Source organism: Pseudodonghicola xiamenensis DSM 18339 (assembly GCF_000429365.1).
GTDB lineage: Bacteria > Pseudomonadota > Alphaproteobacteria > Rhodobacterales > Rhodobacteraceae > Pseudodonghicola > Pseudodonghicola xiamenensis.
In genome coordinates this window covers 63,430-87,036 of the sequence record NZ_AUBS01000002.1, presented here as the reverse complement: position 1 = coordinate 87,036, position 23,607 = coordinate 63,430, and the positions used below count along the sequence as shown (strand labels likewise).

The window sequence follows — 23,607 nt, the reverse complement described above, 5'->3', positions numbered from 1 at the left end:
CTGCAGCTTCTTCTCGATGCAAATACGGCCGCCGGAGGCAGGAGGCGCAAGCCTCCTCCTACTCCGCCTTCCGCCCCTCGCGCCGGCTCAGGAAGGTATGCGCCAGTGCCGCCGCCACCGTCAGCAGGATGATCACCGTGCCCACTGCGTTGATCACCGGCGGGTGGCCGTTGGGATTGCGCGCCATGGCGCCGATCTCGGTCGAGAAGGTACAGGCGCCGCCCTTGGCGAACATGGTGGTGTTGTAATTCTCCATGGAGGCCATGAAGGCGATCACCCCGGCCGAAATCAGTGCTGGCGCCAGATAGGGCAGGGTCAGCCGGCGGAACACCCGCAGCGGTGTCGCCCCCAGATCGAGCGCCGCCTCTTCCAGCTCGATCGGCTGGCGTTGCAGTCGCGCCATCAGGATCAGCATCGGATAGCCGGCGACGAAGGTGACCTGCGCCATAATGATGGTGAAGAGCCCGGCATTGACGCCAAGCCGCCCCCAGAACACCAGGGCTGACAGGCCCAGAACGATGCCCGGTGCCAGCATCGGCGACAGCAGCACCCACCAGAGCACGCCGTTCGCCCGTGACCGCCAGCGGGTCAGCAGAACGGCGCCCGCCAGTCCCAAGGCCAGCGACAGCGGCACCACCACCCCGGCCACGGTCAGCGAATTGCCGAAACAGCCGATGAACCGGTCGCGGTCCAGCGCGCGCAGCACCGGGTCGGCCCTGAGCGCCTCCTCCGGCATCCAGAAAAAGGCGTACCACTTGCCGGTCAGCCCGTGCCATTCGGTGACCGAGGGCGGTGAGACATCGTTGAACGAGCTGACGACCATCAGGATCAGCGGTCCGAACATGAAGATCAGGAAGGCCCAGGTATAGGCAGAGAGCAGGCGGTTGGCGGTCATTGCACCCTCGCGAAATCCTTCAGCCGGGTACGCATGATCCACATGAACAGCGCCACCAGCACGAAGCAGACCAGCGTATAGGCAAAGCTGTAGGCGGCGCCGACGTTGGAATTTTCGGATTCGAAGAACTTGTTATAGATGGTCTGGCTGAACCATTCCGCCTGCAACCCGCGGCTGATGATCCGGGGCACCGAAAAGGCGCCGGCGGCCAGCATGAAGGTGGCGATGCAGCCCACTGCGATGCCCGGCTTGGCATGCGGGATGATGATCCGGCGATGCACCCTGAAGGGCCCCGCGCCCAGATCGCGCGCCGCCTCGATCTGGTTACGGTCGAGCGTCGACATCACGTTGAAGATCGGGAAGACCATGAACAGCACATAGGTATAGACGATCACCAGAAAGATGGTGCCGGCCATCCGCTTGAACTGGATCGGTTCGGCGATCAGCCCGGCCTGCAGCAACAGCCCGTTGATCAGCCCCTGATTGTCGATGATCGTGGTCCAGGCATAGATCCGCATCAGCTCGACGATGGCATAGGGGATCACCAGGCCCAGAAACAGCCAGACAGCACGCTCCGGCGGGGTGGCAAGCGCGACCTTGTAGGCGATGGGATAGCACATCACCAACGCCAGCGCGGTCGCCATCACCGCGAAGGTCAGCGTGCGCACCAGCGTGGTCATACCAAGGCGTTCGAAGGTCTCGCCCCCCTGATCGAACCGCAACCCCAGCAGGCGATAGAGGCGGTTCGACAGTTTCGCCTCTTCCGCCGCGCGCTGATCGGCGGGCAGCGGGATCAGCCTGGGGGCCAGCAGCGTGGCGAAATTGCCGGTGGAATAGGGGAAGGCCGCAGCCTCCTGCTGTTTCAGCCGCTCGAACAGGCCCTGCGCCAGCGTGGCGATCTCATGCGCGGTCTCGATCTGCTGCGGGATCGGATCGCTTTCCCGCACCGAAAGCGCCGGCAGGCCCTGAGACTCGTCGATCCAGGCGCCGTTCGGCAGTTGCCGGTGGGTGGTGGCACGATCGCATTGTAGGATATAGGGCCGCGCGCCGGAGCTGCCTCCGCCCGAGATCGTCGGTGTCGCCTGGCCCGAGGGGCTGGGCATTGCCATTATCGAGGGCGAGGGGATCGCCAGCCCACCGGAGCTTGCCGGCGCGGGGTCCTTGTAGCGGTCGAGCACCAGAGCGCAGGTCTGCGCATCGCGCCGCAGTTCCAGCACCACCGAACTGGCCAGGGCCTGGCGCGGCGGCGTCAGCGCGCTTTCCAGCATTGTGAGCTGCGGCAGGATGATCAGTACCAGCCCCCAGATCAGCACCAGCGCGAAGAAGGCCAGAACCAGCCCGCGCCCGTATCCCCGCAGCAGCGACGTCATTGCGCCGCAAGCTCCTGCCCGGTGCGCGCCAGCGGCCCCTCGGGCAGCACCACGGCGGCAGCGGCGGCAAAGCCCAGTCGATGTTCCTCGCCCGGGGCCATGTCGGGTCGGCTGCCGTCATTGGTGACATGCACCGCCAGTTCGTGACCGGCGGCGTGGAAGAAGAGGTTCAGAAAGGCGCCCTCGAGATCACGCCGCAAGAGCTGTGCCGCCATCGCGTTCTCTCCGTGCCCGATCCGCATCGCTTCGGGGCGGACGAAAAGCATGGCGGCCGCCCCGGCGCCCAATCCGGCTGGGTTGCGCCCGACCAATTGGCCAAGCGCGGTCTCGATCAGGGCATGGCCGTCGCGCACCTCCAGCACCCGGCCGGCGATCATGTTGCTTTCGCCGACGAAAGAGGCGGCGAAGGCGGTGGCCGGCGCGCCATAGATCTGATCCGCGGTGCCCACCTGTTCGACCACCCCTGCGTTCATCACCGCGATGCGGTCGGACATGGTCAGCGCTTCGCCCTGGTCATGGGTGATATAGATGAAGGTGACGCCGGTCTTTTTCTGAATATCGCGCAGCTCGGCCCGCATGTGCTGGCGCAGCTTGAGATCGAGCGCCGAGAGAGGTTCGTCCAGCAGCAGAACCGCGGGCTCCACCGCCAGGGCGCGGGCGATGGCGACGCGCTGGCGCTGACCGCCCGACAACTCGCCCGGCATCTTGTCGCCCTGGTCGCCAAGCGCGACCAGTTCCAGAAGCTCCTGCGCGCGGGCTCGCCGGGCGCGCTTGCCGATGCCGCGCGCCTCCAGCCCGAAGGCGACGTTCTCCCAGACCGGCATCAAGGGAAACAGCGCCAGGTTCTGGAAGATCAGTGCGGTCGGTCGCGCGTTGGGGCCGATGCCGGCCTGATCCTCGCCACCGATCAGGATGCGGCCCTGGGTCGGGTCGACAAAGCCCGAGACCGCGCGCAGGATCGTCGTCTTGCCGCAGCCCGAGGGGCCAAGGATCGAAAAGAACTCACCTGCCTCGATCCGCAGATCGGTGGGCTGCACCGCAGTGAAGCCGTTGGGATAGGTGATCCCGACGCCTTCAAGAACCACATCCTTGCCGCGCATGTCGTTCCCTTTTCTCTTCACAGGATTTTCTGGGGGGCAGTCTTCTAAACGATCCGGACGGGGGCTGTGGCCCCCGCCCGGGTGTCATGGTCATTCTGATCCGGTGCCTCAGGCGTTGGTCAGGATCTCGACGTATTTGTTGACGGTCGGCGCGTAGAACGGCGTATCCGCTTGCCACCACCACATGTTGCCCAGAACTGCCGGGGTATAAACCTCGTTGAACTGCTTGCGGTATTCGTTGGTGGTGAATTCGGCAGCGCCGGCCACGGCCGAGTTGTAGCCGGTGTTGTTGGCGAACATGCCACCCACTTCAGGCTGCAGCATGAAGTTCATGAAGGCGACCGCCTGCTCCTTGTTCGGTGCGCCTTTCAGCATGCCGAAGCTGTCGAGCCAAGTGATGATGCCCTCTTTCGGCGCGCGATAGACGAAATCCGAATTCTCGCGGTTCAGCAGCAGGCCGGTGGTGTCCCAAGTCTGGCCGATGACGCAGCCGGCCTCTTTGAAGGCGGCGGAGGCTTCGGTGGCATTGTTCCAGAAGGCGCCGAAGTTTTCCTTATGAGCCAGCATCCATTTCACGATGCCGTCGAACACGCGTTCGGCATCGGCTTCGGATTTGTAGACGTCCAGCATCCGGTTCGAAGGGACGTCACCAATCGCGTCCAGATAGAGGCCGGCGCCGATCAGAGAGGATTTCTGCCGGAACGACGCCTTGCCCTTGGCCTGCGGCTGCAGGAAGAGATCGCCGAAGGAGATATCGGCATCGGCGATGTTCAGCTTGGCGCGGTTCAGGGTGACGCCCTCGGTGCCCCAGTCGAAGGGCAGCAGGATCTGTTCGCCCGCATGCACCCCGCCCAGCGTGGCGCTGTCACGCAGGAACGAGGGGATGATAGCGCTGCTTTTCACCGCGGCCGGGACCGGTGCGAAGAGGCTTTCGCCATGGGCGTCGGTATAGCCCGCCGCATTGGTGATCGAGGGGAATACCACGTCGAACCCCTTGCCGCCGCTGGCCTGCACGGTCGAGATCGCCTCGTCGTTCGACCCGAAGGTGGTGAGTTCCAGCTTGATGCCGGTGTCGGATTCGAATTTCTCGGCGATATTGGGCTGGATGTAATCCTGCCAGGCGAGAACCTTGACACTGCCCGAAGAGGCCAGAGCGTCCGTGGCGCGCAGCACCGCAGGGGCGGCGACGGCGGCGGCGGTCAGTTTCAGGGCATTACGGCGCGAGAAGCTCATCGTCATTCCTCCATGAGCGGTTCATGATTTCCGGCAGGCCATGTGCGGTTGCACGCGGCTGTGGATCAGACTGTTTTCGCCACTAGCGCCGGCAGAAGACTATTTGGTGATAGTTTTGTTTCAGATTTGTGAAACGAGGGCAAGCGAGGTTGTGGGCTTTGCTCCGCGCTGCGGATGCCGCTAGGGTCCGGCCATGACATCAGCGCCCCCCCCCCCCCCGCGCAGGGCGGGCGGGGCGGCAGAGCGAATGACCGAAAGGACGACGATATGGCGAAGGTTGCGTTTCTGGGGCTGGGGGTGATGGGCTATCCGATGGCCGGCCACCTGGTGACGGCGGGGCATGAGGTGACGGTCTATAACCGCACTGCGGCCAAGGCCGAGGCCTGGGTAAAGGAGCATGGCGGCACCTCGGCCCCGACGCCGGCTGAGGCCGTGGCAGGTGCCGATTTCGTCATGGCCTGCGTTGGCAATGATGATGATCTGCGCCAGGTCTGCATCGGCGACGCGGGCGCCTTCGCGGGGATGAAGCCCGGCGCGCTCTTTGTCGATCACACCACCGTATCGGCCAAGGTCACCGCCGAGATGTATGCGGCGGCCAAGGCTGCAGGCCTCGGCTTTGTCGATGCGCCGGTCTCTGGCGGGCAGGCGGGGGCCCAGAACGGCGTGCTGTCGATCATGTGCGGCGGCGATGCCGATCAATATGCGGCGGCGGAGCCGGTGATGCAGGCCTATGGCAAGTCGATCAAGCGGCTGGGGGAAAGCGGCGCCGGGCAATTGACCAAGATGGTCAACCAGATCTGCATCGCGGGCCTGGTCCAGGCGCTGAGCGAAGGCCTGGCCTTCGCCGAGAAGGCGGGCCTTGACGGGCGCGCTGTGGTCGAGGTGATCGCAGGCGGGGCGGCCGGATCGTGGCAGATGGTCAACCGCCATGGCACCATGATCGACGACAAGTTCGACCATGGCTTTGCCATCGACTGGATGCGCAAGGATCTGGGGATTTGCCTGGCCACGGGCAACGAGATCGGCGCCAGCCTGCCGGTGACCGCGCTGGTCGATCAATTCTACAAGGATGTGCAGAACATGGGCGGCGCGCGCTGGGACACCTCGGCCCTGATCAAGCGGCTGCGCTGAGCGTCGTCGTCATGTCCTGACTGCGCCTGCGGCGCAGGCCTCCGGCGGGGATATTTTGGGCCAGAAAAAGACCGGGAAGAATGCCCCGGGGGACCGTTTCAGCCCGCTCCGGGCGGAGCCAGAAGGGCCGCGAAACGCTGCGATCAAATGAAAACGCCCGGGGAAACCCCCGGGCGTTTCGCGTTTATTTCGCCTGCCGCCTCAGGTCTTGAAGACGCGGTAGATCGCCGGGATCACCAGCACCGTCAGCAGGGTCGAGGTCAGCAGACCGAACAGGAGCGAGATCGCCAGCCCCTGGAAGATCGGGTCGGCCAGGATCACCACCGCGCCGATCATCGCCGCCACGGCGGTCAGCAGGATCGGCTTGAACCGGATCGAGCCGGCCAGGATCAGCGTTTCGACCAGCGGCGTGTCGGGTCGACCCTCATGGCGGATGAAGTCCACCAGCAGGATCGAGTTCCGCACGATGATGCCCGCGAGCGCGATGAAGCCGATCATCGAGGGGGCCGAAAAGGGGGCGTTGAACAGCCAATGGCCGCCGATGATGCCGAGGAAGGTCAGGGGGATCGGCGTCAGGATCACCAGCGGCAGCCGGAACGATCCGAATTGCGCCACCACCAGGATGTAAATCCCCACCAGGGCGATGCCGAAGGCGGCGCCCATGTCGCGGAAGGTGACCCATGTCACCTCCCACTCGCCGTCCCACAGCAGCGTCACATGGCTTTCGTCCTCGGGTTGGCCATGCAGTGAGATGGTGGGTTTGGTGCCGTCGGGCCAGTCCATTTTCTCGATCTGGTCGGCCACTGCGATCATGCCGTAAAGAGGCGCCTCGAACTGGCCGGCCAGTTCGCCCTGGACCATCTCGGCGGTGCGCCCGTTATGGCGGAAGATCGGGTAGGAGACCTTTTCCTCCTTCAGGTCGATCACGTCGCCCAGTTCCACGACGCCGCGGGCGCCGGGCAGGACATTGGCCGGGATCGGCGTGGTCAGGAAGCTTTCGTCGACCACCTTGTGGGTCTTGTCGCGCTCGACCACGATGGGGATCGGGCGCCGACCGTCACCGCGATGGGAGTAGCCCACCGTGGTGCCGCCATTGAGGATCTGGATGGTCGAGAAGACATCGCCTTCGTCCACCCCGAAGAATTCGGTCTGGTCGGTCGAGACGGTGGCGCGCAATCGCCGGCTCTGGCTGCCGAAGCTGTCATCGACGTCGACGATATAGGGCACCGCCTCGAACGCCTGGCGGATCAGTCGCGCCGCCTCGCGGCGGGTTTCGGCATCGGGGCCATAGACCTCGGCCAGCAGGGTCGAGATCACCGGCGGGCCGGGGGGCGGTTCGACCGTCTTGAGTACGGTGCCGGCGGGCACCGCCACCTTGGCGATCCGGTCGCGGATATCCAGCGCGATCTCGTGGCTGGAGCGGTCGCGGTCACCCTTGGGGGTCAGATTGACCTGCAGATCGCCCTGTTCCGGATTGGCGCGCTGATAGTAGTGGCGCACCAGCCCGTTGAAGTTGAAGGGGGAGGCCGCCGCCGCATGGGTCTGGATCGAGATCACCTCGGGCAGATCCATGATCACCCGGGCCACGTCCTGGGCCACTGCGTCGGTGGCCTCGACCGGGGACCCTTCGGGCAGGTCGATCATCACCGCCAGTTCTGACTTGTTGTCGAAGGGCAGCAGCTTGACCGTCACGTGTTTGGTGTAGAAGGCCGTCATCGACCCGAAGCTGAGCCCGGCCGCCACCAGCAGGAAGAGACCGGCGCGGCCCTTGGTCTTGAGGATCGGCCGCGCGACGGAGGCATAAATCTTGCCCAACCGACCGCCATGGCCGGCGCCGTCATGTGCATGCAGCGGCGCGTGGCCGGCGACCTTCAGCATCAGCCAGGGGGTGATGATCACCGCCACGAAGAACGAGAAGATCATTGCCGCCGAGGCATTCGCCGGGATCGGCGACATATAGGGCCCCATCATGCCCGAGACGAAAAGCATCGGCAGCAGCGCCGCCACCACGGTCAGGGTGGCGACGATGGTGGGGTTGCCAACCTCGGCCACTGCGCGCACGGCCTTTTCGGCGCGGTCGCCCTTTTCCGGCAGGCCCCAGTGGCGGGCGATGTTCTCGATCACCACGATGGCGTCGTCGACCAGGATGCCGATCGAGAAGATCAGCGCAAAGAGCGACACCCGGTTCAGCGTGTAGCCCATGATCCAGGCGGCAAAGAGCGTCAGCAGGATGGTCACCGGGATGACGATGGCCACCACGATGCTTTCGCGCCAGCCGATGGCGAAGAACACCAGCGCCACGATCGAGATGGTGGCGAGGCCGAGGTGGAACAGAAGCTCGTTCGCCTTCTCATTAGCGGTCTCGCCATAATCGCGCGTCACCTCGACCGCGACGTTTTCCGGGATCAGTGTCTCTTTCAGCAGATCGACGCGGTGGAGGATCTGTTCGGCGACCACCACGGCATTGGCGCCGGCGCGCTTGGCCACCGCCAGGGTGACGGCCGGGGTGCGGCGCAGCCCGCCGTTGCCGTCACGGGCGATGTTGCTGACGATCTTGTCCGAGGTATCGGGCACGAAGCTGATATCGGCCACGTCGCGGACATAGACTGGGCGGTTGTCGCGGGTGGTCAGCAGCAGATTGCCGATCTCGGCGGGGGCCTGCAGGGTTTCGCCGGCGACCAGCGGGATTTGCTGCCCCTTGTCGCGCACCCGACCGGTCGAGAAGGCTTCGTTCGCGGCCTTCACCTTGGCCGCCAGCCCCTGCAACGTTACCCCGAACAGTGCCAGCCTGTCCGGGTCGGGGGCGATGCGGATGGCATCGGGACTTTCGCCGACGATATAGGTCAGCCCCACGTCCTGGACCTTGGCCATTTCGACCTGCAATTCACGCGCGACGCGGGTCAGGTCATTGGCGGTCATTGCCTCGGCACCGGGTTTCGGCGTCAATGTCAGGGTCACGATGGCGACATCGTCGATGCCGCGGCCGACGATCAGCGGCTCGCTTATCCCGACCGGGATCTGATCCATATTGGCGCGCACCTTGTCATGCACCCGCAGGATCGCGGAATCGGCGTTGGTGCCGACCAGGAAGCGCGCGGTGACCATGGCGTAATCGTCGGTCGAGGTGGAATAGACATGCTCCACCTCTCCGATGCCGCGCACGATGGTTTCCATCGGTTCGGTCACCAGCTTGGCGGCATCTTCGGCCCGCAATCCGGGTGCCTGGATATGGATATCCACCATTGGCACCGAAATTTGCGGCTCTTCCTCGCGCGGGAGGCTGATCAGCGAGACCAGCCCGACCATCAGCGCGGCCAGGATCATCAGCGGCGTCAGCGGAGACCGGATGAACGTCCTGGTCAGGCCGCCGGCGATGCCCAGCCCCTTTTCCTTGCCGTCAGGGGTGTCAGTCATGGTCGGTCACCACCATGTCCCGATCGGTCAACCCCGAGAGGATCTCGACCATCGGGGTTCCATTCAGGGTGACCGTGGTGCCGGGAACCACGGCGCGATGCACGATTGCGCCATCGGGGCGGCGTATGGGGACGAAGTCCAGCCCCATCCGGGTGATCATCGCGGTGGCGGGCACCAGCAGGGCCTCGTGCTTGCCGACCGGCAGGCTGACCAGAACCCGGGCGTTGACGAAATCGCTGTTCAGCCCCTCGACCTCGACATCGGCGATGACGCGGCCGTTGTCGATTTCGGGATAGACCTTGGCCAGCCGACCGGCGCGGTCGTCGCCATTCGATCCGATCCGGATGTCCATGCCCTCGCGTAGATAGGGGGCGTGGCGCTCGGGCACGGCAAGACGCAGGAAGAAGCCACCGCCGCCGATCGAGGCGACGGTCTCGCCCGACAGCAGAACCGTGCCCTTGGTGATCGGGACATCCAGGACCTTGCCGGCGATCGGTGCCAGCACGGCACCTTCGGCGGCCTGCTCTTCGATCACCCGCCGGTCACCGACGGCCGCGGCGATCTGATTTTCCAGTACGCTGACATTGGTACGCAGACTGTCGAGCTGCTGGTTGGTGATCACGCCGCGATCTTGCAGGTTTTCGCCACGCTTGAGTTCGGTCCGGGCGTTGTCGAGCTGCGATTGCAGCGCGTCGATAGTCCCCTGCGAGGCTTCGAGCTGCAGCGCCAGCTTGGGGTCGTGCACGGTTGCGATCACCTGACCTTCGCTGACAGTGCTGCCCTCGGTCACGTCGATCGACACCAAAGTGCCGCCGATCCGGCTGCGTGCGCTGATCTGGTCGCGCGCCTCGATCCGTCCGAAGACGGCTTTCCATTCGGTGATCTCGTGCCGCTCGACCGGTTGCTCTGCCGCGGTCGCCATGGAGGCGGCCACCAGAACCGTCAGTGCGGTTCCCAAAATGAACGTCCGCATCGCCACTCCTCACTACCCTCATTCATCCCGATACAGATGCACAATATGGAATGTTTTGCAATCCCGAGTCGGGGATTCGACAGGCAGCAGGAGGTGGCCGATGCGTCGCGTTCTGTTGCGCGCCGGAGGGTCTGGCCGGGCGAACTACTTGGTCAGAATCAGCTTGCCGGCGCGGGTGATCCGCAGGGTGTAGATTTGGCCACCCAGGGTGATATGCGCCAGATTGCCGCCGCCGGTCAGGATCTCGGCCTGATGCGCCGGGACGGATTGCGCGGTAATGCTGCGAATGGTGTCGGTGGTCTGAATGGTCATCGCCTGATCCTCGTTTCGGCCTCGATACGGTCGATCACGGCGTCCATGGAAAACCCGGACCAAAATCCGGCATCGCCGAGGATGCCGAAGACTTCGGATGCCACTTGGGCGGGTGTACCGGCCAGTCTGTCACTGAGGGGCCGGGGGGCATTCGGGCTGTGCATGGGCGCGTTCCCTATTTCCTTCGGCTGGCTGATCCGGGGCTCCGGACTGGCTGGATGAGTTGATAACTGACAAATTTTCTCGCCTTTGTCAATCCGAGTATTTTTGTCGGGTTACGGGGCGGCGAAGTGGTGCCGCTCTGGTGGCGCCGGTGCGTGTCCCTGCACCGGATCGGGCCGAAATTCCCCGGCGCTGCTGCTAATCCGCTTTTCCGGCGCCGGAATTCCCTATAGGTCAGGAACCGCGAGTTTCAGCCATCCCGAGGACGGAGGACCAGACCTTGACCACCACCCCCAGCCTTATCGCGCCCGCAGGCAGCATTCCCGAGGCGCTGGTCGCCCCGATGCAGGCGCTGGCGCGCGTCTCTGCCGATCTGGCCCTGACCATCGCCCGCGGACCCCTGGGCGGTGGATCGCTGGCGGCAGAGGTCGGCAACAATTCGGACGGCGACAACCAGAAGGCGCTGGACGTGATGGCGGACGAGGCCTTTGCCGCCGCGCTGCCGGGCACCGGGGTGCGCTGGTACGCGTCCGAAGAGCAGGACGATGTGGTCGAGATCGATGCCGACGGCACGCTGGGTCTGGCGATCGATCCGCTTGACGGATCGTCCAACATCGACGTCAACGTGTCGATCGGCACCATCTTCTCGATCCGGACGGCGCAGGCCGGCGGCGCCGAGACCTTCCTGCGCCCCGGGCGCGAGCAACTGGCTGGCGGTTATGTGGTCTATGGGCCGATGACGGCGCTGGTGGTCACCTTCGGCGCCGGCGTGCTGACCTTTGTGCTGGATCCTGCAGACCGGGTGTTCAAGCCGGTCGCCAGCCCCAAGCCGATCCCGGCGGCGACCAAGGAATTCGCCATCAACGCCTCGAACACGCTGCGGTGGGAGGCCCCGGTGCAGGCCTATGTCACCGATTGCCAGAAAGGCGAGGCGGGCCCCTTGGGCAAGAATTTCAACATGCGCTGGGTTGCCTCTTTGGTGGCCGAGACGCATCGCATCCTGTCGCGCGGTGGCGTGTTCCTCTACCCGTCGGACAGCCGCAAGGGCTATGAGGCGGGCCGGCTGCGGATGGTCTATGAATGCGCGCCGATCGCCTTTCTGATCGAGCAGGCGGGCGGGCGCGCCACCACCGGACGGCTGGCGCTGCTGGATCAGGTGCCTGACAAGCTGCATGCGCGCACGCCGCTGGTTTTCGGCTCGACCGAAGAGGTCGATCGGATCACGGCCTATCATCAGGCCGGCTGACACCGGCTGAGTGCAAAGGGGGGCTCTGCCCCCCAACGGCCTGCGGCCTGCCCCCGGGATATTTCCGGCCAGAAAAAGGCCGAAGCGCGGCGATCGGGGGGTGAGGAGAGAGGGGAACGGCCCATGGCGGCGATTGTTTTCGATCTGGATGGCACATTGGTGGACAGCGCGCCGGATATTCAGGCAGCGTTGAACGATGTGATGGCCGAGGCGGGGGCGACACCCTTTGATCTGGCCAGCGTGATCCGGTTCATCGGTGGCGGTATCCCGCCACTGATGGAGCAGGCAATGCAGGCACGCGATCTGCCGATGGCGCAACACGCGGCCTTGGTGGCGCGGATGGTCGAGGTCTATGGCGCCGAGAGTACCGAGCGGACCCGGGTGTTTCCCGGGGTGATCGCTGCGCTTGGGCAGTTGCGGGGGCAGGGGCATGTGTTGGGGGTTTGCACCAACAAGCCCGAGGCGCCGGCGCGTCACATCCTGGCGGCGCTGGGGTTGGCGCCCTATTTCGACGTGCTGATCGGTGGCGATACGCTGGCGGTGAAAAAGCCCGATCCGGCGCCGTTGCATGCGGCCTTTGCCGGGCTGGGGGCTGAGGTGTCGCTTTATGTCGGGGACAGCGAGTTCGATGCGGAGGCCGCGCGGCGCGCCGGTGTGGATTTCCTGCTGTTCACCGAAGGATACCGCAAGTCGCCTGTAGAGGCATTGCCGCAGCGCGCGCGTTTCGATGCCTATGAGGCCTTTCCTGAGTTGGTCGAAACGCTTCTGGCGGCGGTGTAAGCGGGCGGTTTCCGGTTTCGGTTTCACGCCCCGCGAGATAGTCTGAAGGGGCAGACAGACGACAGGACAGTGCCATGCGCAGCCGGACCATTCATATCCTCAACGGGCCCAATCTGAACCTTCTGGGCAAGCGCGAGCCCGAGATCTATGGGCATGACACGCTGGAGGATGTGGCGCGCAGCTGCGCCACGCTGGCGATGGAGCTTGGGCTGGAGACGGCGCTTTATCAGTCGAATCACGAGGGCGAGATCGTCGAGATGATCCATCGGGCCCGCGAGGCAGCGGCGGGGATCATCATCAATCCTGCCGCCTATACCCATACTTCGGTGGCGATTCTCGATGCGCTGAGCGCTTTCGACGGGCCGGTGCTGGAGGTGCATATCTCCAATGTCCACAAGCGTGAAAGCTTCCGGCATCACTCCTATGTCTCGCTGCGGGCCGAAGGGGTGATCGCGGGCTTTGGCATTCAGGGCTATGAATTGGCGCTGAGGCGGATGGCGGTCTTGCTGGGCTGAGGTCTGCCCGGGGGGCGCCCCGGCACGGACCTTTGCGGGCGCATGCCGGGGCGAGGGGTGCTTTTCCATACCTGACTTTGGGGGTATGCGCCGGGGAGGGCGGTCCGGGCCAATGCCCTTGAGGCGCGTGCCATCGGGGGCAGGTCGTGCCGGGCGCCATCTGCAGCAGTCTGAACGGGCTTTCAGGAGGAACGTAGCAAATGACCCAATATCTGTTTGAACCGCCCGTGGTTCGTTCCATTCCCGTCAAGGGAGAGGCGGCGGAATATCCGGTGGGCCGGATTTTCTGCGTCGGTCGCAACTATGCTGCCCACGCCATCGAGATGGGGGTGGAGCCTGATCGCGAGGCGCCGTTTTATTTCACCAAATCGGCGCAGGCGACGCTGATGAGCGGGGAAATCTTGCCCTATCCTCCGGGGACCGGGGATTTCCATTACGAGATGGAGCTGGTGCTGGCGATCGGCAAACCGGTGTTCCGGGTCTCGGCAGCGGAAGCGGCGGATGCGATCTATGCCTATGGTTGCGCGCTCGACATGACGCGACGCGATCTGCAGCAACTGGGCAAGGACAAGCGGCGGCCCTGGGACCTGGGCAAGGATGTCGAGGGATCGGCCGTTTTCGCACCGCTGACCAGGGCGGCGGAACTGGGTGATATCGGGCCGCAGCGCATTCATCTGGAAGTGAATGGCGAGGTTCGGCAGGATGCGCGTCTGGGTGACATGATCCATAATGTGGCCGAGATCGTCGCCGATTTGTCGAAATATTATCACTTGCGGCCGGGCGATCTGATCATGACCGGCACGCCGGCGGGCGTCGGGCCGGTGGTGGCGGGCGATGTCATGACCGGGGGGATTGACGGGCTCGATCCGATTTCACTGACGCTGGCCGAGGCTGAGTAACGCCCGGACCGGTGAGGATCGGGGGCTGGTCCGCGCAGCAGGGCATTGCGGCTTGGGTCTCGACCTGAGCGAACATGTGACCTGTGGCGCCAGAGGTATCATGCCGGATTCGCGAAACTGGCATGGTGCCATGGACCAGAGCCGATATGGCGGGTTGGCGATGGTGACGGCAATGATGGGGTGGTGATCGGCGGCAGGCTGGATCGGAAATTGTGGCTCATGTCCGGATTGCCAGGCCTTCAACGATCCTTCGACCGCCAGAGGGAGGCGGCGTCTCTGTTGGCGGTCGGGGCGAGATGAGGCCGCGCCTCCTGTATTCGGTTTGCGCCGTGGGCGAGGACATCAGGGGGGCGGTTCCTCATCAGCGTCGTCGGTGCGGGCTGACGGGCGCCGCCGGGCTGAGAGTACAGAAGCAAGGACGTGTGGCTCGCCGCCGGTGTGCGTCTTCCTCCCGGGGGCAAGTGATTTTCATCCGGGCGGGGCGCATCAAACTGGCCTGCTCGACACTGAAAAAGTGGCTATATGTCAGGAGATTGGGCGCCCCTAGGCTTCGCTGAAACAACAGCGAGGTTTCCCATGTGTTCCGAAGGCGGATCGGCCCTGGCCACAGCCATGATCGACAACGAGCGTGTCCGCGTTACCGAATGGCGGTTCAAGGCGCCCGGCGACAGCACCGGCTGGCATCGGCATGAATACGACTATGTCGTGGTGCCGCTGTTCGACGGGTTTCTGGAAATCCATCTGCCGGACGGTGAGGTGATCCAGTGGCCGGTGCAGAACGGCGTGCCCTATTACAAGCCGCTCGGGGCAGAGCATGACGTGATCAACCCCAATGATTTCGAATGCGCCTTTGTCGAGATCGAGCTGCTGGAAGCCCCGCGCACCGCAGCCTGAGGCGGCTTCTCGCGGCGCCGCGCCGAGCGGCGTGAGTGATCCTGTTGCGCGGCTAAGTCGCGAAGGGATCGGTGGGATAGCCTACCCGCGCCAGATACAGGCCCTGCGGCGGACAGACCGGGCCGCAGGCAGCGCGGTCGCGCGCCTCGAGTGCCGCGCGCACATCCTCGGGCGCCCAGGCGCCGGCGCCGACGCGTTCCAGCGTGCCGACAAAGCTGCGCACCTGATTGTGCAGGAATGACCGCGCGCGCACGTGGAAATGGATCTCGGGGCCTGAGAACCCCTCAACGGCCTCGACCCGCAATTCGTCCAGCGTCTTCACTGGGCTCGCCGCCTGGCAGATCGAACTGCGGAAGGTGGTGAAATCATGCCGCCCCAGCAGTAGATCGGCGCCGGCCTGCATCGCTTTGACATCGAGCGGATGATTGATCTGCCAGACCTGCCCCGCGTCATGGGTCGCCGGCGCGCGGCGGACCAGGATACGGAACAGATATTGCCGCTCCAGCGCCGAAAACCGTGCGTGCCAGTCATCATCGACCCGGGCGGCGGCGACAATGGCGACGGGCTGCGGCTTCAGATGGTAATTCAGCGCCTCTGACAGGCGGAACGGATCCCAGTCCTTGGTCAGATCGCAATGGGCGACCTGACCCAGACCGTGAACCCCGGCATCCGTCCGCCCGGCGGCGGCGATGGTATGGGGGCCGGGCTGCAGCCGCGCCAGCGCCTCTTCGATTGCGCCCTGGACCGAGGGATGTTCCTTCTGCCTCTGCCAGCCGGCAAAGGGGGCGCCCTGATATTCGACTTTCAACGCGTAACGTGGCATGGCCCGGGCAGTAGCGCGGCGCGCCGGCGCGGGCAAGTCCCGCTTGGCCCCGGGCGCGGGCGTGCCTATCTTGGACGGGCATTGAGGTGGGAGACGGATTTGATCATCACCGATCTGGCGGATGAGGTTGCGCGCGGGGTCGAAAGCCTCGGCGGGCGCATTGCCGAAACCTTCTTCGAACCGGTCATCCGGCTCGGGGTCACCGGGCTGGCCCGCTCGGGCAAGACGGTTTTCATCACCTCTCTGGTGGCGAACCTGCTGGACCGCGGGCGGATGCCCGGGCTGGTGGCGGCGCAGGAGGGGCGGATCGAGGCCGCCTTTCTACAACCGCAACCCGATGTCACCGTCCCCCGGTTCGAGTTCGAGGAGCATCTGGCGGCGCTAACCGGCCCGACCCCTCATTGGCCGGAAAGCACCCGGTCGATCTCGGAACTCCGGCTGTCGCTCAGGGTGCGGCCCTCGGGGCTGCTGGCGGGGCTGCAGGGGCCGCGGACCGTGCATCTCGATATCGTCGATTACCCGGGCGAATGGCTGCTTGACCTGGCGCTTCTGGACATGTCCTATCGCGATTGGGCGGAGGATGCGCTGAACCGGCTGGCCCATCGGCCCGAGGCGCAGCCCTATCTGGATCAGGCCCGTGCCGCCGATCCCGATGCCGCGCTGGACGAACCGGTGGCGCAGGCGCTGACGCGCAGCTTTACCGCCTATCTCGACAGCGCACAGGGCAGCGGGTCCTATGACTGCATCCCGCCGGGGCGGTTCCTGCTGCCGGGCGATCTGGCCGGCTCTCCCGTCCTGACCTTCGCGCCGATCCCCGAGGGCGCCAGCCGGCGCGGTAGCCTGCTGCGCGAGATGGAGCGACGGTTCGAGGCTTATAAGGCCAAGGTGGTGAAACCCTTCTTCCACGATCATTTCGCCCGCATCGACCGGCAGGTGGTGCTGGTCGATGCGCTGGGGGCGATCCATGCCGGCCCGCAGGGGGTCGAGGATCTGCGCCGCGCGATGGAGGGCATCCTGGGCGCCTTCCGCCCCGGTCGCAACGCCTTCCTGACCCGGCTCTGGCGCGGCAAGCGGGTCGATCGCATCCTGTTTGCGGCCACCAAGGCCGATCACCTGCACCACAGCCAGCACGCCCGGCTGACCGCGATCATGGAGGCGCTGACCCGCAGTGCCCGGGATCGTGCGCAATTCGCCGGGGCGGAGACGGCGGCGATGGCCATCGCCGCGCTGCGCACCACCACCGAGGAAATGCGCGAGCATGAGGGGCAGCAATTGGCCTGTGTGCGCGGCCGGCTGCTGGAGGATGGCCGGCAGGCGGCGTTCTATCCGGGAGAGCTGCCGGAGGATCCGGCGCAGCTTCTCGCCCCGGCGCGCCAGGGCGCGCGCTCCTGGCTCGGCGCCGACTACGGGCTGATGCGCTTTGCCCCGGCGCCGCTGGCGCTGCATCCAGGCGACGGGCCACCGCACATCCGGCTGGACCGCGCTGCGCAATTCCTGATCGGAGACCGGTTGTGAGCCTTTTCCTGCGCGCCGCCCGGCCGCTCGATGCCGGGGCGATGGGGGATATCCTGCATCGCTTCCAGCGCGATACCGACTGGATGCCCGATCACCATTCGGGGGCCGAGGCGATCGCCCATTGCGATGTGATGATCGCGCTGGGCTGGGTGACGGTGGCGGAATACGCCGGCGCCGTGGTGGGTTTCCTTGCCCGTCATGGCGAGGAGATCTGCGCGCTCTACCTCGTTCCGGATGCACGTGGCAGCGGGGTGGCCGATCTGCTGATGGCCGAGGCCAAGGCGCGGTCGCCCCGGCTGTGGCTCAGGGTGATCGAAGCCAATAGGCGGGCGCATCGCTTTTATCTGCGCGCGGGTTTTGCCGAGGTGGCGCGCGGCGATGGTGCCGAGAATGACGAAAACCTGCCGGATATCACCATGGTCTGGCCAAGGGAGGCGGCGCAATGACCAAGGGGCCGGTGGTGTTCGATCTGGAGCAAAGCGGCGAGGCCTTGCCGGATGTGGCTGAGGCTGCGCCGGTACCCGATCCCGATTGGCCCGATCCCGATTGGCCCGAGGCCGGAGCAACGGCGATGGGGCGGGCGGCGCGGATCGCCGGCGCCCGGCCCTCAAGGCTGGCGCGCTGGTTCTGGGGGCTGTTGAGCGGGGTGCTGGGCGCGGTGATCTCGGTCGCGGCGTGGGATTTCATCTATCGGCTGATCGACCGGGTGCCGATCCTGGGCTGGGCGGTGGCGGCGCTGATCGTGGCGCTGCTGCTGGTGGTGGCGCTTCTGGTGCTGCGCGAACTGGCCGCGCTGGGGCGTCTCAAACGGCTGGACGGGCTGCGGCGGCAGGCTGATGTCGCCCTGGCCGATGCCGATCTGGAACAGGCCCAGGCGGTTGCCGCCCGGCTGATCGGGCTCTATGCGGGGCGCGAGGACACCCGTTGGGGCCGCGCCCGGATGGAGGAGCGGCTGGCGGAACAATTCGACGCGGTCGCCGTGCTGGAACTGGTCGAGGCCGAGGTTCTGGCGCCGCTCGACGCCCGTGCCTCGCGCGAGGTCGAGGCGGCGGCGCGGCAGGTGGCGACGGTGACGGCGCTGGTGCCGCTGGCGCTGGCCGATGTGGCGGTGGCGCTGACCGCCAATCTGCGCATGATCCGCCGGGTGGCCGAGGTCTATGGCGGCCGCGGCGGGCTGTTGGGAAGCTGGCGGCTGATGCGGGCGGTCTTCGCCCATCTGGTGGCGACCGGGGCCGTGGCGGTGGGCGACGACATGCTGGAGCCGCTGCTGGGCGGTTCGATCCTGAGCAAGCTGTCGCGGCGCTTCGGCGAGGGGCTGGTCAATGGCGCGCTCTCGGCCCGGGTCGGTGTCGCGGCGATGGAGGTCTGCCGGCCGCTGGCCTTCACCCCGCGCCACAAGCCTTCGGTCCGGGGCATGGTGAAACGGGCGCTCACCGGGTTGCTCGGGCGTTAGGACGGGGGTTGTCTGGCTGGCCCACGCGGGTAACGTGGCGGCCAGAGGAGGACCCCAGATGATCTTTTACGACTGTTCCACCGCCCCCAATCCGCGACGGGCGCGGATGTTCATCGCCGAGAAGGGGCTTGAGATCGAGAGCCGCGATATCTCGATCGCCAAGGGGGAGCAGCTCAGCCCGGCGTTCCGCAAGGTGAATCCGCGCGCCACCCTGCCGGTTCTGGTGACGGAAGAGGGCACGATGCTGGCCGAAAACCTCGGCATTGCCGCTTATCTCGAGGCGCGCTTTCCCGAACCGCCGCTTCTGGGCGAGACGCCGGAGGAGAAGGGGCTGGTGATGATGTGGAACGCGCTGGTCGAGCAGCATGGTGGCATGCCGATCTCGGAGACCTTCCGCAATTCCAACCCCCATATGAAGGGGCGCGCCATTCCCGGACCGCAGGATTACGAGCAGATCCCGGAATTGGTCGAACGCGGCCGGGCGCGGGTGGCGGCCTTCTTCGACATGATCGAGGCGCGGCTGAGCGACAGCGCCTTTCTGGCCGGGGACCGGTTCACGCTGGCCGATATCACCGGCTTTGTCTTCATCGACTTCGCCCGGGTGATCAAGACCCGCATCCCTGAGGGCAACAACGCGACCCAGGCCTGGTTCGACGGCATCAAGGCCCGCCCCAGCGCCGCGTTGTGAGATCGGTTTCCGAAGCGGGCCGGACGGTTGGGTGAAAGCCGAGGCCCGCGCCGGATTACGATCCCGACTTTGCGACCAATTTCGAACACCGTCAGCCCAGTCGGGCCAGCAGATCGTCGGTGGCGGCTCGGGTTCTTTCCGCGGCTGCCATCCGTACCGGACCATAGCCGCGGATGTCTTGCGGCGCGCGCAGCAGGGCCAGGCAATCGTCCAGCCGCGCGGGGCTATAGGCGTCTTCGACCCGGGTCATTACCCGGTCGTACCAGACCATAAGATCGCGGTGCAGTCCCGCCTCGGCATGATGGCCGAAAGGGTTCAGAACACTGCCGCGCAGCCCCTTCATTCGGGCCAGTCCCCGCAGGGCGGGCCGCAGCCAGGGGCCGAAGCGGTGCTTCAACGGGCGTCCCCGCGCGTCGCGGCCCCGGCTGAGCAGCGGCGGGGCAAGCTGATATTCAATCCGGAAATCGCCGGCGAATTTCTCTTTCAGCTCAGCCTCGAAACCTGGATCGGTCAGCAGGCGGGCGACCTCGAATTCGTCCTTATAGGCCATCAGGCGGAACAGCGATTGTGCTGCTGCGCGCAGCAGGGCCTCGGGCGCGCCGCTCTTGGTGGCGAATCGCGTCAGCCGGTCGCGATAGCGCGCCGCATAGGCTTCGTTCTGATAGCCCGCGAGGAAGGCCGCGCGCCGGTCGATCTCCTGCGCCAGCGTTTCGGGCTCGGCACGGGGGGCTTGGCGAAGTTCGACCAGCCGCTCCGGCGCTGCGGCCAGAATGCGACCGATGGCAAAGGCGGCGCGGTTCTGCTCCACTGCCACCCCGTTCAGCACGATGGCCTGGTCGAGCGCGCTGGCGCTGACCGGCACCAACCCCTGCTGCCAGGCGACCCCCAGCAGGATGATATTGGCGAAAACGGTGTCGCCCAACAGGTGCTCGGCCTCCCGATTGGCATCAAGGCCGGTGAGGTTCCGCGCGCCGACCGCAGTGGCGATGGCGGCCTCTCTCTCGTCGATCCGCAGCATGGCGTCGCGGTGCAGCACCAGATCGCCGGTTGGCATTTCGGCCCGGTTCAGCACCACCTTGGTGCCGCGCCGGTAATGGGCGCTGGCCTTGGGGGACGAGCTGACCACCGCGTCGCAACCGATCACCGCATCTGCCGCGCCGGCGCCGATCCGCACCTGATGGATCGCCTCGGGCCGCTCCGCCAGGCGGATAAAGCTCAGCACCGTGCCGAATTTCTGCGCGAAGCCGGTGAAATCCAGAACCGAGGCGCCCTTGCCCTCAAGATGCGCGGCCATGGTGATCAGCGCGCCGACGGTGACCACGCCGGTGCCGCCCACCCCCGTGACCAAAAGGTCGCATGGTTCCGTGAGTGGGGGTGACCCCGGGGTGGGCAGCGTGGCGATAATCGCCATGAAGTTATACGTAGAGGGCGGAGTTTTCCGTCGCTCGCCTCCGTAAATTTTCACGAAACTCGGGCAAAATCCTGAAACACAAGAGAAATCCTTGTTGCAGGACGACAGGTTGATCTGCCGTTTGCGCCCCAAAGGCGTCTCGCGCGGCTCAACGCTCAGGCAATTCGAGGCGATCGAGCAATCGCCGCAGCCCTCGCAGACCAGATCATTGATCCACGTGAACTCTGCCGGATCCGCCATCGTGCCGCGCTTGCGCCGGCGGCGTTTCTCGGTGGCGCAGGTCTGTTCATAGATCAGCACTGTGACGCCGGGGATATTGCGCAGCTCGCGCTGGAGCGTATCCAGCTCTGCCCGGTCGTGAAAACTGGTGCCGGCGGGGAAATCGGCGCGGTGAAACTTGCCGATGTCGTCGGAGATCAGCGCGATGCGGTCCACCCCCTCGGCGCGGCAGGTCTGGGCGATGCCCGACACGCTGACCGGCCCGTCGACCGGCTGGCCGCCAGTCATGGCAACGGCATCATTATAGAGGATCTTGTAGGTGATGTTGGTCTTGGCCGCGACCGCCTGCCGAATCGCCAGGCTGCCGGAGTGATACCAGGTGCCTTCGCCCAGGTTCTGGAAAATGTGCTTGCCACCGGTGAAGAGGCTCGTCGCCACATGCGGCACGCCCTCGCCCCCCATCTGGGCATAGCCGCTGGTGGAGCGGTTCATCCAACTGGCCATCACGTGGCAGCCGATGCCGCTGGCGGCACGCGATCCCTCCGGCACCCGGGTCGATGTATTGTGCGGGCAGCCCGAGCAGAAATAGGGCGTGCGGCTGGCACCGGGCACGGTCAGGACTGGCGGCGGCGTTTCGGTCAGTGCCCGCGCCTTGGCCGGCAGCCCCTCCTCGGGGAACAACCGATCCAGCCGCGCGGCAACCACGGGCACCAGCATCAACGGATCAAGTTCTCCCACCCAGGGGATCAGCGGATTGCCCTGGCTGTCGTATTTGCCGACCATCTTCTCGGGCTTGTGCCCGGGCCAGTCATAGAAATATTCCTTGAACTGGCTTTCTATGATGCCGCGCTTTTCCTCGACCACCAGCACTTCGTGTTTCTCGCGCACGAACTCCAGCGCGTCGCGCCGGGCCAGCGGCCAGACCATGCCGACCTTGTAGATGTCGATGCCCAGCCGGCGACAGGCGGTCTCATTCAGGCCCAGCAGGCGCAACGCTTCCATCAGGTCCAGATGACCCTTGCCGGTGGTGACAAAGCCGAAGCGGGCGTCGGGGATGTCATAGATCGCGCGGTCGATCGGATTGGTCTCGGCAAAGGCGCGGACAGCGCGCAGCTTGGCCCGGATGCGGGTTTCGATCTCGGGCGACGGCAGGTCAGAGGGGCGCACATGCAGCCCACCGGGATAGGGCGGCAGATCGGGCATGACAAAGGCGCGATCCGGACGCAGATCGACCGAACGGGCCGATTCCACGGTTTCCGAGATCGCCTTGAACCCCACCCAGCAGCCGGAGAATCGCGACAGCGCCAGCCCGTATTCGCCGAACTCCAGATATTCCGCGACCGAGGCGGGGTTCAGTGTCGGCATGAACCAGGCCATGAACGCAACGTCGCTCTGGTGCGGCATGGAGGAGCTGACACAGCCGTGATCGTCGCCTGCGACCACCAGAACGCCGCCCTTCGGTGATGCCCCATAGGCGTTGCCATGTTTCAGCGCATCGCCCGACCGATCGACGCCGGGGCCCTTGCCGTACCACATGGAAAACACGCCTTCGACCTCGCAATCGGGGTCGAGACTGGCCTGCTGGGCGCCCAGCACGGCCGTGGCGCCCAGCTCCTCGTTGATGGCGGGCAGAAAGGTGATCTTGTCGGCTTCCAGTCGGTCCCGCGCGCGCCACAGCTCCAGATCCAGCCCGCCCAGCGGTGAGCCGCGATAGCCTGAGACGAAGCCGGCGGTGTTGAGGCCGGCAGCGCGGTCGCGGCGGGCCTGATCCATCATGATCCGCGCCAAGGCCTGGGTGCCGGTCAGGAACACCCGGCCGGTGGTGAGGTCATAGCGGTCCTGCAGCCGATAAGTGTGAAATTCGGGGTCATGTTGGCTCATGGCGGGGCTGTCCATGGTGTGGCTTTTCGAAATGATCACCCGGGTGGGGCGGAAATGCCTGCCAGATTTGGTGGATTTTTGCGCAATATCGGTATAAATTTTCGTTCAGAGGGGGAAATCAGAAATGAAAAACCGATGATGCCGCTCGACACCCGCGACCTGCGGCTGCTGACCCTGCTGCAGCAGGATTGCCGCCGCTCCAACGCCGAGTTGGCCGAGGCGGTGGGAATGTCGGCCTCGGCGCTCTGGCGGCGGGTGCGCGCGCTGGAGGAGGCGGGCGTGATCGAGCGCTATGGCGCGGTGGTTTCGCCGGCGAAGATGGGGCTGGGTTTCCAAGCCATCGTCCATGTGCATCTGACCCGCCACGACCCGGACCGGATCGTCGAATTCATCCGCGCGGTCGAAACCAAGTCCGAAGTGCAGGAATGTTATGCCACGACCGGCCAGGCAGATTATCATCTGCGCGTCTTGTGTCGTGACCTTGAGGCCTATAACCGGTTCCTGGAAGATTTCCTGTTCCGCCTGCCGGCGGTGGCCAGTGCCCAGACCAATGTCGTATTGCGGACGATCAAACGCAGCGGCCCGATCACGGGTTAGGTGGGGCGCTGTCATCGACGGTTTTGACGCGACGCTGTATCAAGCCGCCGGGGGGTGTCACGCGGCATATGTCTTGGTTGCCGCGGCTGTCGGCTC

General features: G+C 65.6%; 20 protein-coding genes. 11 read left to right on the top strand and 9 right to left on the bottom strand.

Annotated elements, in window-relative coordinates:
* Positions 1-58 precede the first annotated feature (58 nt).
* The 4 genes from G455_RS0103285 to G455_RS0103270 form a co-directional block, all read right to left on the bottom strand.
* Entirely contained in the window at positions 59-895 is an 837-nt protein-coding gene (locus G455_RS0103285; RefSeq protein WP_028092370.1) for an ABC transporter permease, read from the bottom strand.
* The gene (locus G455_RS0103280) at positions 892-2,265 is read right to left on the bottom strand and encodes an ABC transporter permease (RefSeq protein WP_028092369.1); all 1,374 of its coding nucleotides are present in this window, start codon (positions 2,263-2,265) and stop codon (positions 892-894) included. Before G455_RS0103280 ends, G455_RS0103285 begins: the two co-directional genes overlap by 4 nt.
* Complete coding sequence (locus G455_RS0103275; protein WP_028092368.1) at positions 2,262-3,365, bottom strand: ABC transporter ATP-binding protein; 1,104 nt, start codon at positions 3,363-3,365, stop codon at positions 2,262-2,264. The genes G455_RS0103280 and G455_RS0103275 overlap by 4 nt, the downstream gene beginning before the upstream one ends.
* Positions 3,366-3,473: 108 nt before the next feature.
* Entirely contained in the window at positions 3,474-4,598 is a 1,125-nt protein-coding gene (locus tag G455_RS0103270) for an extracellular solute-binding protein (protein WP_028092367.1), read from the bottom strand.
* 267 nt (positions 4,599-4,865) lie between these two features.
* Here G455_RS0103270 and G455_RS0103265 point away from each other — a divergent pair, with 267 nt between their 5' ends.
* The gene (locus G455_RS0103265; RefSeq protein ID WP_028092366.1) at positions 4,866-5,729 is read left to right on the top strand and encodes an NAD(P)-dependent oxidoreductase; all 864 of its coding nucleotides are present in this window, start codon (positions 4,866-4,868) and stop codon (positions 5,727-5,729) included.
* A gap of 201 nt (positions 5,730-5,930) precedes the next feature.
* Here the strand turns inward: G455_RS0103265 and G455_RS0103260 are convergent, their stop codons facing one another.
* The 3 genes from G455_RS0103260 to hemP form a co-directional block, all read right to left on the bottom strand.
* A complete protein-coding gene (locus G455_RS0103260) occupies positions 5,931-9,143 on the bottom strand; it encodes an efflux RND transporter permease subunit (protein WP_028092365.1) in 3,213 nt (1,070 codons plus the stop codon).
* Positions 9,136-10,116: an efflux RND transporter periplasmic adaptor subunit gene (locus G455_RS0103255; RefSeq protein WP_028092364.1), complete on the bottom strand. Its 981-nt coding sequence runs from the start codon at positions 10,114-10,116 to the stop codon at positions 9,136-9,138. Before G455_RS0103255 ends, G455_RS0103260 begins: the two co-directional genes overlap by 8 nt.
* A 144-nt stretch (positions 10,117-10,260) precedes the next feature.
* Complete coding sequence (hemP, locus tag G455_RS25915; RefSeq protein ID WP_084436978.1) at positions 10,261-10,428, bottom strand: hemin uptake protein HemP; 168 nt, start codon at positions 10,426-10,428, stop codon at positions 10,261-10,263.
* 442 nt (positions 10,429-10,870) lie between these two features.
* Here hemP and G455_RS23225 point away from each other — a divergent pair, with 442 nt between their 5' ends.
* The 5 genes from G455_RS23225 (at position 10,871) to G455_RS0103220 (ending at position 14,924) form a co-directional block, all read left to right on the top strand.
* Positions 10,871-11,836: a class 1 fructose-bisphosphatase gene (locus G455_RS23225; protein WP_084436977.1), complete on the top strand. Its 966-nt coding sequence runs from the start codon at positions 10,871-10,873 to the stop codon at positions 11,834-11,836.
* A 123-nt stretch (positions 11,837-11,959) separates the two neighbouring features.
* Positions 11,960-12,616, top strand: a complete 657-nt coding sequence (gph, locus tag G455_RS0103235; protein WP_028092363.1) for a phosphoglycolate phosphatase — start codon at positions 11,960-11,962, stop codon at positions 12,614-12,616.
* A 74-nt stretch (positions 12,617-12,690) separates the two neighbouring features.
* Positions 12,691-13,131, top strand: a complete 441-nt coding sequence (gene aroQ / locus G455_RS0103230; RefSeq protein WP_028092362.1) for a type II 3-dehydroquinate dehydratase — start codon at positions 12,691-12,693, stop codon at positions 13,129-13,131.
* Between the two features lie 200 nt (positions 13,132-13,331).
* Entirely contained in the window at positions 13,332-14,030 is a 699-nt protein-coding gene (locus G455_RS0103225) for a fumarylacetoacetate hydrolase family protein (RefSeq protein WP_028092361.1), read from the top strand.
* A 612-nt stretch (positions 14,031-14,642) separates the two neighbouring features.
* The gene (locus G455_RS0103220) at positions 14,643-14,924 is read left to right on the top strand and encodes a cupin domain-containing protein (protein ID WP_229861723.1); all 282 of its coding nucleotides are present in this window, start codon (positions 14,643-14,645) and stop codon (positions 14,922-14,924) included.
* Positions 14,925-14,976: 52 nt separating this feature from the next.
* Here the strand turns inward: G455_RS0103220 and truA are convergent, their stop codons facing one another.
* On the bottom strand, positions 14,977-15,747 hold the full coding sequence (gene truA, locus G455_RS0103215; RefSeq protein WP_028092359.1) for a tRNA pseudouridine(38-40) synthase TruA: 771 nt from the start codon (positions 15,745-15,747) through the stop codon (positions 14,977-14,979).
* A 99-nt stretch (positions 15,748-15,846) separates the two neighbouring features.
* Between truA and G455_RS0103210 the strand changes: the two genes are divergently transcribed.
* Genes G455_RS0103210 through G455_RS0103195 form a run of 4 tightly spaced genes read left to right on the top strand, consistent with a single transcriptional unit; the run spans position 15,847 to position 19,403 of the window.
* Complete coding sequence (locus tag G455_RS0103210; protein ID WP_028092358.1) at positions 15,847-17,262, top strand: YcjX family GTP-binding protein; 1,416 nt, start codon at positions 15,847-15,849, stop codon at positions 17,260-17,262.
* Complete coding sequence (locus G455_RS0103205; protein WP_028092357.1) at positions 17,259-17,708, top strand: GNAT family N-acetyltransferase; 450 nt, start codon at positions 17,259-17,261, stop codon at positions 17,706-17,708. Before G455_RS0103210 ends, G455_RS0103205 begins: the two co-directional genes overlap by 4 nt.
* On the top strand, positions 17,705-18,715 hold the full coding sequence (locus G455_RS0103200; protein ID WP_028092356.1) for a YcjF family protein: 1,011 nt from the start codon (positions 17,705-17,707) through the stop codon (positions 18,713-18,715). Before G455_RS0103205 ends, G455_RS0103200 begins: the two co-directional genes overlap by 4 nt.
* A 58-nt stretch (positions 18,716-18,773) precedes the next feature.
* Entirely contained in the window at positions 18,774-19,403 is a 630-nt protein-coding gene (locus tag G455_RS0103195) for a glutathione S-transferase family protein (RefSeq protein WP_028092355.1), read from the top strand.
* Positions 19,404-19,494: 91 nt separating this feature from the next.
* Here G455_RS0103195 and G455_RS0103190 read toward each other — a convergent pair whose 3' ends face one another.
* Entirely contained in the window at positions 19,495-22,914 is a 3,420-nt protein-coding gene (locus tag G455_RS0103190) for an indolepyruvate ferredoxin oxidoreductase family protein (protein ID WP_028092354.1), read from the bottom strand.
* Between the two features lie 135 nt (positions 22,915-23,049).
* Between G455_RS0103190 and G455_RS0103185 the strand changes: the two genes are divergently transcribed.
* Positions 23,050-23,511, top strand: a complete 462-nt coding sequence (locus tag G455_RS0103185; RefSeq protein WP_035366057.1) for an Lrp/AsnC family transcriptional regulator — start codon at positions 23,050-23,052, stop codon at positions 23,509-23,511.
* The last annotated feature ends 96 nt before the right edge of the window (positions 23,512-23,607 follow it).